Source organism: Anaerotignum sp., from assembly GCF_031981185.1.
Classification (GTDB): Bacteria; Bacillota; Clostridia; order Lachnospirales; family Anaerotignaceae; genus Chakrabartyella.
In genome coordinates this window covers 78316-91188 of record NZ_DALYUL010000004.1, presented here as the reverse complement: position 1 = coordinate 91188, position 12873 = coordinate 78316, and the positions used below count along the sequence as shown (strand labels likewise).

General features: G+C 41.0%; 14 protein-coding genes and 1 other annotated feature. Of the genes, 4 read left to right on the top strand and 10 right to left on the bottom strand.

Translation table 11 applies throughout. The annotated features are described in order from the left end of the window. Window positions 1-378 (bottom strand): exodeoxyribonuclease III (locus RTK36_RS03285; protein ID WP_312044308.1); only part of this gene is annotated, 378 nt, incomplete at its 3' end. 223 nt (window positions 379-601) lie between these two features. Here RTK36_RS03285 and RTK36_RS03280 point away from each other — a divergent pair. Genes RTK36_RS03280 through RTK36_RS03270 form a run of 3 tightly spaced genes read left to right on the top strand, consistent with a single transcriptional unit; the run spans window position 602 to window position 2227 of the window. Next, window positions 602-937 (top strand): arsenate reductase family protein, encoded by a 336-nt coding sequence (locus tag RTK36_RS03280; RefSeq protein ID WP_312044306.1) that lies wholly within the window; start codon window positions 602-604, stop codon window positions 935-937. A 16-nt stretch (window positions 938-953) separates the two neighbouring features. Further along, window positions 954-1766: a nitrilase-related carbon-nitrogen hydrolase gene (locus tag RTK36_RS03275; RefSeq protein WP_312044304.1), complete on the top strand. Its 813-nt coding sequence runs from the start codon at window positions 954-956 to the stop codon at window positions 1764-1766. Then, window positions 1763-2227 (top strand): low molecular weight protein-tyrosine-phosphatase, encoded by a 465-nt coding sequence (locus tag RTK36_RS03270; protein WP_312044302.1) that lies wholly within the window; start codon window positions 1763-1765, stop codon window positions 2225-2227. Before RTK36_RS03275 ends, RTK36_RS03270 begins: the two co-directional genes overlap by 4 nt. Window positions 2228-2442: 215 nt before the next feature. On the opposite strand, the gene trpA is transcribed toward RTK36_RS03270, so the two are convergent. The 8 genes from trpA to RTK36_RS03230 all read right to left on the bottom strand — a co-directional run bounded on the left by trpA (window position 2443) and on the right by RTK36_RS03230 (window position 10219). After that, window positions 2443-3237, bottom strand: a complete 795-nt coding sequence (gene trpA / locus RTK36_RS03265) for a tryptophan synthase subunit alpha (protein ID WP_312044300.1) — start codon at window positions 3235-3237, stop codon at window positions 2443-2445. Then, complete coding sequence (gene trpB / locus RTK36_RS03260; protein ID WP_312044298.1) at window positions 3230-4420, bottom strand: tryptophan synthase subunit beta; 1191 nt, start codon at window positions 4418-4420, stop codon at window positions 3230-3232. Before trpB ends, trpA begins: the two co-directional genes overlap by 8 nt. Window positions 4421-4438: 18 nt before the next feature. Then, window positions 4439-5050 (bottom strand): phosphoribosylanthranilate isomerase, encoded by a 612-nt coding sequence (locus tag RTK36_RS03255; protein WP_312044296.1) that lies wholly within the window; start codon window positions 5048-5050, stop codon window positions 4439-4441. Further along, a complete protein-coding gene (trpC, locus tag RTK36_RS03250; protein WP_312044294.1) occupies window positions 5047-5829 on the bottom strand; it encodes an indole-3-glycerol phosphate synthase TrpC in 783 nt (260 codons plus the stop codon). Before trpC ends, RTK36_RS03255 begins: the two co-directional genes overlap by 4 nt. Window positions 5830-5843: 14 nt before the next feature. Continuing rightward, complete coding sequence (trpD, locus tag RTK36_RS03245; protein ID WP_312044292.1) at window positions 5844-6854, bottom strand: anthranilate phosphoribosyltransferase; 1011 nt, start codon at window positions 6852-6854, stop codon at window positions 5844-5846. Between the two features lie 23 nt (window positions 6855-6877). Then, complete coding sequence (locus tag RTK36_RS03240) at window positions 6878-7441, bottom strand: anthranilate synthase component II (protein ID WP_312044290.1); 564 nt, start codon at window positions 7439-7441, stop codon at window positions 6878-6880. Further along, window positions 7438-8901, bottom strand: a complete 1464-nt coding sequence (gene trpE, locus RTK36_RS03235) for an anthranilate synthase component I (protein WP_312044288.1) — start codon at window positions 8899-8901, stop codon at window positions 7438-7440. The genes RTK36_RS03240 and trpE overlap by 4 nt, the downstream gene beginning before the upstream one ends. Before the next feature lie 50 nt (window positions 8902-8951). Next, window positions 8952-9211 (bottom strand) — a binding site (T-box leader). A 228-nt stretch (window positions 9212-9439) separates the two neighbouring features. Continuing rightward, window positions 9440-10219, bottom strand: coding sequence for a PhzF family phenazine biosynthesis protein (locus RTK36_RS03230; RefSeq protein ID WP_312044286.1), 780 nt, complete (start codon window positions 10217-10219; stop codon window positions 9440-9442). 116 nt (window positions 10220-10335) lie between these two features. On the opposite strand from RTK36_RS03230, the gene RTK36_RS03225 reads away from it, so the two are divergent. Next, window positions 10336-11748 carry an aminotransferase-like domain-containing protein gene (locus tag RTK36_RS03225; RefSeq protein WP_312044284.1) on the top strand — a complete coding sequence of 471 codons (1413 nt, stop codon included), beginning with the start codon at window positions 10336-10338 and terminating at the stop codon, window positions 11746-11748. 144 nt (window positions 11749-11892) lie between these two features. Here RTK36_RS03225 and RTK36_RS03220 read toward each other — a convergent pair whose 3' ends face one another. Continuing rightward, a complete protein-coding gene (locus RTK36_RS03220) occupies window positions 11893-12810 on the bottom strand; it encodes a cation diffusion facilitator family transporter (RefSeq protein ID WP_331654934.1) in 918 nt (305 codons plus the stop codon). Between the last annotated feature and the right edge of the window lie 63 nt (window positions 12811-12873).

Here is a 12873-nt window from a genome sequence, read left to right as displayed (position 1 = left end):
AAAAGCATCTTCCCACGCCATGCGGTAATCAAGCCTTGCATTTTCCTGCTGAGAATTGGGAGTATACACTGTAATGTGATAAAACTCTTCAAACTCCAGTGTTATCACTCTTCCTTCAGAATCATGGGCTTCATGTCCTAGGCCATAAGAAACAGATAAAGGCTCTTTTTTTGTAAATACAGCAACTCCTGAATAGCCCTTTTTTTGAGCATAATTCCAATACTGAAAATACCCCTCTGTGTCCAATTCTATCTGCCCCTCTTGCAGCTTTGTCTCCTGCAACGAGAAAATATCTACATCCACTTCCTTAAAATAATCCAAAAAGCCTTTGCCAACCGCAGCACGCAGGCCATTCACATTCCATGAAATCATTCTCAATTGAAACACCAACCTTTCTTTTTCAAACGAATAAAAAAGCTTAGAAAAGCACATTTTACTGATTTATATATACCTTTTCAATTTTATCATAATAAGGTATTTTTTCAATACCTTTGTATACAATCAAATACTGCAAATTAATTTCTACGAGAATCCTATCCTTTGGCTTGTTTCTTATCTAGTTTTCTACTAAAATCAGAATAGATAGAAAGGAGTGAGCTTTATGAACATACAAATTTATGGCTCTCAAAAGAACTTTGACACAAAAAAAGCCGAACGCTATTTTAAGGAGAGAAAAACACCTTACCAATATATCAATATTCATGAATTCGGAATGAGCAAAAGCGTTTTTGAAGCGGCAAAAAGACGTATCCCTTTGGAAGATATGATCGACCGCAAAGCAAAAGCATATCAAACCTTGTTTATGGATTATATTGATGAAAGTAAGCGGGAGGGAACCCTGCTTGAAAATCCTGTTCTTTTTATGACTCCCATCGTGAGAAATGGAAAGGAATTTACATTAGGCTATTGTCCTGACGTATGGAAGGAATGGAACTAAAGAGGAGGTAAAACAGATGCGCATAGGTCTTGCTCAAATAGATATGGGCTTCCAAGATAAATCATATGCAAAAAAACTGTGTGAGGAATTGATTCTTTCCGGTGCAAAAGAGAACGTGGATTTATTGGTCTTCCCTGAAATGACTTTAACAGGTTTCACCATAAACATAAAGGAATTTGGTGAAGTCTTTGAAACCAGTGAAACCATTTCCTTTTTCAGGCAACAAGCCATCTTGCATCAAATGGCAATCTGTTTTGGCCTGCCTATTGTGGATTCCCAAAAAGCTGAAAATCAATGTGCCATCCTATCTGCCACAGGGGAACTTCTGGCGAACTATGCTAAAATTCATCCTTTTTCTTTCGGTACCGAGAAAGATTTTTATACAGGAGGAACTACAATTGCATCTTGCAAAATAAAAGATTTCACCTTGTCGCCATTCATTTGCTATGATTTGCGTTTTCCAGAAATTTTTCAAATCGCCTCAAAAAATAGCACGTTGTTAGTGGTCATTGCCAACTGGCCAATTTCCCGCAAAGAAGACTGGTCAGTTCTACTAAAAGCTCGAGCTATTGAAAACCAAGCCTTTGTTGTAGGTGTAAATCGAGCTGGCACTGGTGGTGGCCTTACCTATTTTGGCGATAGCATGGTAATCTCCCCTCGGGGAAAGATACTTGCCTGTGCAAAAGAGGGAACCCACCTCACAACCTTTGATATTTCTTGTGAGGAAGCCCTTCAATGCAGAAATAAATTTCCTTTAAAGTCAGACCGACGCCCTGAGCTATACCAACAGCTTATGATAAACAAAAATGAGGAAAGGAGTTCCATATGATTCGTGTATTATTTGTATGCCACGGAAATATCTGCCGTTCTCCTATGGCAGAATTTCTATTTCGAGATATGCTGACAAAAAAGGGGTTCAATCAAGATTTTTCTATCGCTTCCGCCGCCACTAGTCGGGAAGAAATCGGCAATACTATTTATCCCCCTGCAAAGAAAAAACTCAACGCTTTGGGAATAGATTGTGCTGGAAAAACAGCACGACAAGTAACCAGACAAGACTATGATGTTTTTGATTATCTGCTGGTGATGGAGGCTTATAACACCAAAAATCTGATGAAAATTTTAGGGGATGACCCTCATAAAAAGGTATTTCGTCTTTTGGATTTTTCAGAGCATCCAAGAGACATTGCTGACCCTTGGTATTCAGGAAATTTTGATATTACGCATAAGGATATTATGGAAGGTTTGGAAGCTTTTCTTTCATTTGCCTTGAAAAATAAAAAAGCATGATTAGGTACCCTCATTTTTCCTTGGGATACACCCAGAGAACCATACATTTTTCAAACATTATCTCTCTATTTTTAACGCACAAAAAAGCAGTGGTAAATTTGGGGAGGCAGACGGTTTCATTCCCACTGCCTCCCTATTTTGTTTTTAGCTCAATACCAAGTCCCTATTTTAAAGATAGTCTCCCACTGATTTAAAACTGCTTTGAATCTGTTCACTTATTTCTTTTCCATTGCTGTCTTCATCGTCCTAACAAATTCAGAAACAGGCTCTATACATTCCCTTCCATAAGTACCCACAATTTTTACAATTGCACTACCCACAATAACACCATCAGCCACCTTGCTCATTTCTGACGCAGTTTCAGGGTTTGAAATGCCAAAACCTATGGCACAGGGGATATCCTTTGCCTTTTTCACCCTCGCCACCATGGCACCAACATCTGTTGTAATTTCATTTCTGGTTCCTGTTACCCCTAAAGACGAAACACAATAAACAAAGCCTTCTGCCTCCGTCGCAATTTTACTAATTCTATCTTGAGATGTGGGAGCAATCAGAGAAATCAACTTAACACCGTATTCCTGAAATTTATCCAGCATTTCTCCCTTCTCCTCATAAGGAATATCAGGAAGGATAACACAGCAGATGCCACATTCCTTACATTGCGTAAGAAATCTGTCCAGACCGTAGGTAAACACAAGGTTAGCGTAGGTCATAAAAGCAAGGGGTACATCAGATTTCCCACGAATTTTTCTCACCATCACAAAAATATCGTCCGTTGTTACGCCGCCCTGCAACGCCCTCTCACTTGCCTCCTGAATCACCAAGCCCTCAGCAACGGGGTCAGAAAAAGGTATTCCTAATTCAATTAAATCCGCCCCTGCCTCTTCCATGGCATAAACCAGCTTCTCAGTGGTTTCCAAATCAGGGTCACCGCAAGTGATGAAAGGAATAAACGCCTTCCCATTTGAAAAAACCTTCTCTATGTATTTTTGTGCTGTCATTTTATTCATAGATCTCAACCCCCTTGTATCTTGCAATTGCCGCCACGTCTTTATCTCCTCGCCCCGAAACATTCACTACAATGATTTGGTCTTTCTCCATGGTAGGTGCCAGTTTCATTGCATAGGATATGGCGTGGGCACTTTCAATTGCTGGAATGATTCCTTCTGTTCTCGAAAGATATTCAAAGGCCTCCACAGCCTCATCATCGGTAACCGGAACGTATTCCCCTCTGCCTGAATCCCTTAAATAGGCATGCTCCGGCCCAATCCCCGGATAGTCCAGTCCCGCCGAAATGGAATACACCGGGGCAATCTGCCCATATTCATCCTGACAAAAATAGGACTTCATGCCATGAAAAATACCCACACTGCCGGTAGCCATGGTAGCAGCAGTATCCTTTGTATCTACACCTCGACCCGCTGCTTCACAGCCAATGAGCCTTACCCCCTTATCCTCAATAAAGTTGTAAAATGCTCCAATTGCATTGCTTCCGCCTCCTACACAGGCAAGAACAGCATCAGGCAATCTGCCTTCCATCTCTAACATCTGCTCCCTGATTTCCTTGCTGATGACTGCCTGAAAATCTCGCACTATCAAAGGAAAAGGATGGGGACCCATTACAGAACCCAAAACATAGTGGGTATCATCAATTCTCTGTGTCCACTCTCGAAAAGTCTCATTTACTGCATCCTTTAGGGTCATGGTTCCACTGGTAACGGAATGCACCTTGGCGCCCAATAGCTCCATACGATAAACATTTAAAGCTTGGCGGTCTATATCATGCTTCCCCATATAAATTTCGCATTCCAGACCCATAAGTGCCGCCGCTGTCGCCGTTGCAACACCATGCTGGCCTGCGCCTGTTTCCGCAATGATTCTTGTTTTGCCCATTTTTTTCGCTAGAAGTACCTGCCCTAAAACGTTATTTATTTTGTGAGAACCTGTATGGTTCAAATCCTCTCGCTTCAAATATATTTTTGCGCCACCAAGCTTCTCTGTCATATGCTTGGCATAATAAAGATTAGAGGGGCGCCCTGCAAAGTTATTTAATAAATCCTTCAATTCCTCCACAAATGCAGGGTCGTCTTTGTATTTGTTATATGCCTCTTCCAGCTCAATGACTGCGTTCATTAATGTCTCAGGAATAAACTGTCCGCCAAACTCACCAAACCTGCCTTTTCTCTCTTTCATATAATCAATCCTTTCCTCTTATAGTAGCTTTGCAAGAGCTACCACTCCCATAAATTTTTTGTCATCCTTATATCCATTTGTTTCACAACCACTACTTACATCAAAGGCAAAAGGTTTGCAGGTTCTTGCAGCCTTACCTATATTATTGGCATTTAATCCTCCAGCTAGGAAATATGGTTTTTTAATTGGTGGTATCACACGATGGTCAAAGGTTTCTCCGCTTCCGCCGTAGTTGTACTCACGGTAAGTATCTAATAATAAATACTCACAGGGAAGTTTTTCTGCTGCTAAAATTTCCTCTGCATTTTTCACCCGAACTGCCTTTATAATTGGCTTTTTCACAGCCTCTTTCAGGCGAAGCATATAGTCCTCATCCTCGTCGCCATGAAGCTGAACCATATCGATAACCCCTTGGGCACAAAGGCTTTCAATCATAGGAATCTCTGCATTTACAAATACACCAACTGCATCAATTCCCAAATCCAACTTGCTTTTTAACTGAGCAGCTTTTTCAGCAGTTACATATCTAGCGCTGGGCGGGTAAAACACAAACCCAATAAAATCAGGCTTATATAGATTTGCCATGGTGATATCTTCTTCCCGGCTTAAACCGCATATTTTAATATTCATCGTTCTCCTCCTTTCAGAGCTTCCAACGCTTTCTTCTTATTCTTTGCACGCATTAGCGTTTCTCCTATCAAAACGGCGTCCAGTCCTGCGTCTCTTATCTTGGCAATATCCTGCGAGGTCTGAATTCCGCTTTCTCCAATAGAGATTACATCCTTTGGAATATACCTTTTCAACCGGATACAATTTTGTATATCCACAGTAAAATCCTTCAAGTTTCGATTATTTACGCCAATGATTCTTCCTCCTGCCCTCACCGCCGAATCAATCTCTGTTTTATCATGGGCCTCTACAAGGGCACTCAAACCCAAACTATCGCAGACTTTAATATATTGCTTTAACGTATCGGTGCCGAGCAAAGCACATATCAGAAGTACTGCCGATGCTCCCAATGCTTTTGCCTGATAGATCATATATTCATCCACCGTGAAATCCTTTCGTAAAATTGGAATTTTCACCTCTTTACTAATTTCAACCAGGTATTCGTCTCTCCCTAGAAATTTTGTAGGCTCCGTCAGAACGGAAATACAATTCGCTCCTGCCTGTTCATAGTCTTTTGCAATGTCCAGATAAGGGAATTCCTGTGCAATAACACTTTTAGAGGGGCTGGCTTTCTTCACCTCGCAAATAAAGGCAAGGCCGTCTTTCCCCAATGCTTCCTCAAAAACAAAGGAAGTTTTCTTTTTGCATTTAGCAAGCTCTTTCATTTCCTCTAAGGAAATGATTTCTTTCTGTTCCTCCACGCGCTTTCGTGCCATATTTGCCAGCTCATTCAGAATCATTCGTCACCCTCCAATCACTGATTTGTCACCTGAATAAATGCCTCTAGCTTCTCCAATGCCTTGCCGCTGTCCAGCATTTGCTTTGCACGCTGAATTCCAGCTTGAATGCTAGGGCATTTTTCTGCAATATAAAGGGCACCCCCTGCATTCAAAAGCACCACATCTCGCTTTGCCCCTTGTTCTTTCCCCGTGAGAATATCTAAAGCAATTTTCTTGTTATCCTCAGGACTACCACCAACAAGGTCTGATGGCTCACAATAGGAAAAACCATAATCCTCAGGATCAATCACACGGTTTTTTAGCTTTCCGTTTCGAATTTCGCAGGCTGTTGTTGTGGTTGTTAAGGTTATTTCGTCTAAACCATCGTCTCCACACACTACCATTCCCGCCTTCACCCCAAGATTCATCATAACCTGAGCAAGGGGACGAACCAGTTCCTTATCATAAACTCCCATCAGCTCCATGTTTGCTCCTGCAGGATTTGCAAGGGGCCCCAGGATATTAAAAATTGTTCTCACACCCAATTTTTTTCTCACAGGTGCCACAAACTTCATGGATGGGTGATATTTCTGTGCGAACATAAAGCAGATATCATTTTCCTCTAGGCATTTGGTCATAGTCTCTGTTTCAGCAGTAATGTTTACACCTAAGCTTTCTAAAATATCTGCCGCACCGCATTTACTGGATACGCTTCTGTTTCCATGCTTTGCAATAGGCACCCCTGCCGCAGAAATGACAAAAGCGGAAATCGTAGAGATGTTAAAAGTAAACGCTTCATCCCCACCTGTGCCCACAATTTCAAGGACATCCTTATCGTGGAGCAGTCTGGTGCAAGCTTTGCGCATCCCTTTTGCACTTGCGGTAATTTCGTCTATGGTCTCGCCCTTCATGCGAAGAGCTGTCAAATATGCCGCCATTTCTGCTTCCGAAGCATTTCCCGTCATAATTTCATTCATGACCTCTTCTGCCATTTCCGTTGAAATATTCTGTCTTTCCATCGCCAGTTTTATTGCTTCTTTTATCATATAAAATTCACCTCCAATTATAATTATAGTTCCAAAAAGTTCTTCATTATCTGACTGCCATACTGAGACAAAATGGATTCAGGATGAAATTGCAAACCATAAATCTCTTTGCCTTTTACCTTTATCGCCATAACTTCACCCTCAACTTCCCCAATAATTTCAATGGTTTCAGGTATTGTGCTTCTCTCTGCCACAAGAGAGTGATATCTTGCCGCCATTATTTTTCTGGGTAAGTCTTTAAAAATTGTTGCAGTATTATCTATCTTAATTTCACTTTGCTTGCCATGCATCAGCCTTTTTGCATGAATGATTTTAGCGCCGTAAACCTCACAAATCGCCTGATGCCCTAAGCAAACCCCCAAAATTTTATACCGATCCCCAAGCTTTTGAATGAGCTCTTCACTAATTCCCGCTTCATGGGGGTAACAAGGCCCCGGCGATATGATAATGCTATCAGGATGAAGATCGTCAATTTCCTCAGGAGTAATGCTGTTGTTTCTAAAAACCCGTATGTCTTCATCAAACTGGTATGCAAGCTGTACCAGATTGTATGTAAAGCTATCAAAATTATCAATTACAACAATCATAAATCATTTGCCTCCCTTGCATTAATAATGGCGTTGATGACTGCCTTTGCTTTGTTTTCACTCTCTAAAAATTCTGTTTCCCCTACACTGTCGGCCACAATACCGCCTCCCGCCTGAACAAAAACCTTGTTGTTTTTCTTCACCGCCATACGAATGGCAATGCAGGTATCCAAGTTTCCGGTAAAATCAATGTATCCCAACGCCCCGCCGTAAACACCCCTGGGGCATCGTTCTGTTCCCTCAATGATTTCACAGGCTCTCACCTTTGGCGCACCGGAGAGGGTACCTGCGGGAAGGATTGCCTTAACTGCATCATAAGCATCCAACCCGTTATTCAATTCTCCATTTACCTCAGAGCAAATGTGCATGATTTTGGAATATTTTATGACCTTCATATATTCAGAAACTGAAACCGTTAAGGGCTTTGCTATCCTCCCAATATCGTTCCTCGCCAAATCCACAAGCATATTATGCTCGGAAAGCTCCTTTTCATCTGCCATCAGCTCTTTTTCAAAAACCGTATCCTCCTCCTCCGTTAATCCCCTTGGTCTTGAGCCTGCAATTGGGAAGGTAGAAAGCTTTCCATCCCGAAGCTTTACAAGAGTCTCGGGGGAAGCAGAAATGATTTGCGTATTCTCACACTGCATAAAAACCATATATGGCGAAGGATTTGTGGTTCTAAGCACCCGATAGGCATTGAGCAAACTGTCGTTGTAATCCGTTTCAAAACGCCTTGAAATAACAGCCTGAAAAATATCTCCATCGTAGATATACTCTTTCACCCGTTCCACAGCCTGACAAAATTCCTCTTTTGTGAAATTACAAGTAAAATGGGGCACGCACTTGGTCATCTCACGTTCTGCTGGCACCTGATTGGTTATAAATGCCGATAGACTTTCTATCTCCGATACTGCCTCACCATAGTTTTCTAGAATATGATCCGTTTTCATGTTCACAATAATCTGGATTTTTTGTTTCAAGTGGTCATAGGCAATCACCTTATCAAAAAGCATGAAATCATAATCATCCATTTCATCTTTCGAAATATGTAAAGTTGGCTCACAATAGCCAATCATGGAATAAGCAAAATATCCCACCAAACCTCCTGCAAATGGGGGCATATCCGGAAGCTTTGGCGCTTGATATTGCTTCATTAGCTTCCTAAGTGCCTCAAAGGGCTCCTCCTGTATTTGCTTTTGATCCCCATTCTCTTCCAGTGTTACTTTGCCATTCTTACACCTAATTCGCATACTGGGGTTAAACCCAAGAAAGGAATACCTGCCCCACTTTTCGCCTCCCTCTATGCTCTCAAGGAGAAAAAAACGTTGATGATTCTGGGAAATTCTTCGCAACAAGGTAATCGGTGTAATGACATCGGCGTAAATCTCCTTTGCAATAGGTATCATGTCATATTTCTCTGCCAGCTTGCTAATTGTTTCTGCGTTTGGTTTCATGCTCATAACAGTTCCCCCTTCAATTTTTGGTAATAAAAAAAGCCTTTGTCCCTTAACCAAGGGACAAAGGCTTATAGCTTCTGCGATACCACCCAAATTACCTGAATTCAAAAAAAATTCAGATCACTCATTTTATGTACAAACATACACACCCCACTGATAACGGACAGGGTTCCCGTCGGACATTACTCTCGCCATAGCGATTTCTTTCCGCCCTCACAAGTCCATTCGGAACAACAACACTGCCGCTTCACACCAACCAACGACTCTCTGAAAGTGATTTGTTATGCCTACTCTTCTTGTTCTACGGTTTCAATTTTTGCTAATTGTAGCACTTGCATTTTCGTCTGTCAAGTACTATATGTAATAATATTTCGTTATAGTTCAAAATATACTTAAACATTTCTTCATGATAGAGTTTAGTGTTGATGATTCAACCCACCCTAGCACAACAATTCTAAAATCTCCTTTATGCATCATACAACAGTACAAATTAGAAAAGTGCATCTGGATGCGCTCTTCAAAAATATAAGTAAAATATAACTTACACAAATATTTCACCCTTCAAATAGAGAACCGCACCGCCACGTATGCGTACCCGCTCTCCATCATTTTTACAGCGCAAAATGCCCCCTCTTTGGGAAACCTGCTTTGCAACCATCTCCTCCTTACCCAGTTTTTTCGCCCAATAAGGAATCAACGTGCTATGGGCAGAACCTGTAACGGGGTCTTCATTTACTCCCGCTTTTGGAACAAAGCATCTGGATACAAAGTCAAATTCCGTCCCCCTTGCCGTTGCAATTAAAATCATACCATCTTCCAACTTCTCTGCTTTATCAAAATCAGGATTTAATGCTATTACGCTTTTTTCATCCTCCAATAACAAAACTAAATCTCTGGACAAGTATGCTTCTAATGGCTTTGCTCCAATTGCTTTTTCCATTTCTTCTGTTACCTCGATTTCCTTAGGCATCCAGCTTGGGAAATCCATTTCAAGTAAGTCTCCACTTTTCGTAACAGTTAAAATACCACTTAATGTGGAAAACTCCATTTTCGTAACTTCTGTATCAAGATAATTTGCAACGACAAAGGCGGCTCCTAAGGTTGCATGACCACAAAGGTCAATCTCAACTTTTGGTGTAAACCACTTTAGATCATATTTTCCCAGTTCTCTTTTGAAAACAAATGCCGTTTCCGATAAATTGTTTTCCGCGGCAATACTCTGCATCATCTCTTTTGATAATGACTCCTCCATCACACAGACTCCCGCAGGATTTCCCCCAAATACATTTTCCGCAAAGGCATCTACAACGAAATATTTCATAAACATCGCTCCTCTCCTTGATAATTTGTATAAATACATCTATAATACAATTATAATTTGCACATTGTATGGCTTCAAGCAAGAAATTGTATGTCATACAAAAAAGGAGAACAATTATGCCTGTTAACTCTTTTGAAGATTACCCTATGTCTTGGAAACCAGAAAAGTCAAAATTAACACAGCCATTATATCTTTCTTTGGCAGAGCTTCTTGAACAAGATATTAAAAACGGTACACTGGTGCCCCATACAAAGCTACCTCCTCAGAGGGAGCTTGCGGACTATTTGGATATCAATTTAAGTACTGTTACAAAAGCTTTCAAGCTGTGTCAGTTAAATGGATTTCTATATGCTGTTATCGGCAGAGGTACCTTCGTATCTCCAAATGCAGGTGTTTCCATTGCCATTCAAGATACCAAAACAAATCGAAATACCATTGAATTTGGGATTATAAAACCATTAGATTTTATGAATCAATATACAGAAGAGGCAATGAAAAAGGTTCTTGCAAACAGTGCCGTAGATTCCCTTTTGGACTATAGTGCTCCCTTCGGCTCACCCTATCAAAAAAGCGCCGCATTAAAGTGGTTCTCGAAATTCGGGCTTCATCCCCATGCAGAAGATATTTTTTTTACCACCGGAGGACAAAATGCCTTTGCGGTTGTGCTCATTACGTTATTCCACCATGGCGATAAAATTGCAACTGACCGCTTTACTTATTCCAACTTTATTGAGCTGGCAAATATGCTAAATATTAAACTTGTACCCATTCAAGGGGATGAAAAGGGGATTCTCCCCGAGGACTTAGAGATGCAATGCCGCTTACAGGGTATACAGGGCGTATATGTCGTTCCTACTTATAGCAACCCTGTGGGAACCTTAATGGATACCCCCCGAAAAGAGGCCTTGGCAAAAGTCATCAGAAACCACCATTTGACGCTGATTGAAGATGATATTTATGCATTTCTGGCTCCACCAAATTATGTACCTCTATCGGTTTTTTGCCCCCAAGAGGGCTGTTATATCGCAAGCCTATCAAAATCTATCTGCCCGGGGCTACGGGTTGCAATTATGTCTGTGCCTCACCGTTTCACTGCCTTGATTGCCCGAGGCATCTTCAATATTAATGTAAAAACCTCATCAATCAGTATTGAAACAGCGGCATATATGATTCATACCGGCATTGCAGCAGAGGTAATAGATAAAAAGAAAACATTAGCGTTCAAAAGAAATTTGATTTTTGAACAATATTTTCCAAGCAACTCCCCTACGCCTCTATCTTTCTGCCGTTGGCTCCCTCTGCCAGAGGCTCTTTATGATTTGCCTATGGAGCAGTTAGCTATGGAAGAAGGAATCCATTTGTTTCACTCAAACCGTTTTTTGGTGGGAACTCCCCCGAAGGAACAATACCTTCGCATTGCCATTTCCTCTGCAGATACAAAGGAGGATTTAGAATATGGCTTAAAAAAGCTGAAAAGCATTTTGTTTGAGGATGCAAGAAAAGTAACTGATTTCACAATAATCATTTAATAGACTAGGGATTTTCTCTAAAAAGCCTTTTGGATAAAATTTTGCAAATAAACAACAAGGGGTAATGACTCACCCAACACGAAAATATGAATATATTTTTCCACAAAAAAGGATTATTCCAGTTATAAGAATAATCCTTTTTATTTATTCCGCTTCTACCAAATCTTCCTCAGCCGGGTTCACATGGACCATACAATGCTTTACTTCTTGAAAATTATTTTCAATGGCTTCATGTACCTGCTCTGCAATGGTATGCGCCTCACTTAATGTCATATGTCTGTTAGCGGCAATTTCCACATCTACATAGATTCTTGCGCCAAATAGGCGCGTTTGCATTTGATCGATGCCTGTTACGCCTTCTTGGGAAAGAATAATATCCCGCATGCGTCCCACAGTCTCTTTGTCACAAGCAGTATCCAACATTTTGTTAATGGCATCCATAAAAATATCATAAGCTGCCTTCACAATAAAAACACAAATAATTACGCTTGCCAAAGGGTCGCATATTGGATAACCCAATCTTGCGCCAATAATACCAACCATACTTCCTATGGAGGACATGGCATCAGAACGATGATGCCATGCATCTGCCATCAAAGCACCGGAATTCACTTTGTTTGCCGCAGCTCTGGTATACCAGTACATACCTTCCTTCACAACGATGGATGCAATTGCTGCTATCAGCGCCAATATTCCCGGCATTGCTAAGTTCAATTCACTGGCATGGATGATTTTTAAAACACCCTCATAACCAATGATAAGCCCAGTGGCACATAAAATGCCCGCCAGAATCAATGCCGCCACACATTCAATTCTTTCATGGCCATACTGATGATGCTCATCTGATTCCTTTGCTGATAATTTGTATCCTATCATCACAACAATGGTACTAAGTACATCTGACGCAGAATGAATACCATCGGAAACCATGGCACCTGAACTGGCAATCACACCTGCTGTCACCTTGCCAACAGACAAAATAATATTGGCAATCATTGTTTTCGCAGATACCCTCATTACAATTTTCGCATTTTCTTCAGCTTTGCTTATCTTTGCATCCAAAATAAAAACCTCCATTTTCATCCCTATTTTATTCTATCCAAATGTAGGCCAGAAAATAATGTA

Bases quoted from the DNA above. Each gene is read 5' to 3' on its own strand.
- trpE (WP_312044288.1), bottom strand. From the start codon at position 8,901: ATGAGCATGAAACCAAACGCAGAAACAATTAGCAAGCTGGCAGAGAAA.
- RTK36_RS03255 (WP_312044296.1), bottom strand. From the start codon at position 5,050: ATGAATATTAAAATATGCGGTTTAAGCCGGGAAGAAGATATCACCATG.
- RTK36_RS03270 (WP_312044302.1), top strand. From the start codon at position 1,763: ATGATTCGTGTATTATTTGTATGCCACGGAAATATCTGCCGTTCTCCT.
- RTK36_RS03230 (WP_312044286.1), bottom strand. From the start codon at position 10,219: ATGAAATATTTCGTTGTAGATGCCTTTGCGGAAAATGTATTTGGGGGA.
- trpD (WP_312044292.1), bottom strand. From the start codon at position 6,854: ATGATAAAAGAAGCAATAAAACTGGCGATGGAAAGACAGAATATTTCA.
- RTK36_RS03225 (WP_312044284.1), top strand. From the start codon at position 10,336: ATGCCTGTTAACTCTTTTGAAGATTACCCTATGTCTTGGAAACCAGAA.
- trpB (WP_312044298.1), bottom strand. From the start codon at position 4,420: ATGAAAGAGAGAAAAGGCAGGTTTGGTGAGTTTGGCGGACAGTTTATT.
- RTK36_RS03280 (WP_312044306.1), top strand. From the start codon at position 602: ATGAACATACAAATTTATGGCTCTCAAAAGAACTTTGACACAAAAAAA.
- RTK36_RS03275 (WP_312044304.1), top strand. From the start codon at position 954: ATGCGCATAGGTCTTGCTCAAATAGATATGGGCTTCCAAGATAAATCA.
- trpC (WP_312044294.1), bottom strand. From the start codon at position 5,829: ATGATTCTGAATGAGCTGGCAAATATGGCACGAAAGCGCGTGGAGGAA.
- trpA (WP_312044300.1), bottom strand. From the start codon at position 3,237: ATGAATAAAATGACAGCACAAAAATACATAGAGAAGGTTTTTTCAAAT.
- RTK36_RS03240 (WP_312044290.1), bottom strand. From the start codon at position 7,441: ATGATTGTTGTAATTGATAATTTTGATAGCTTTACATACAATCTGGTA.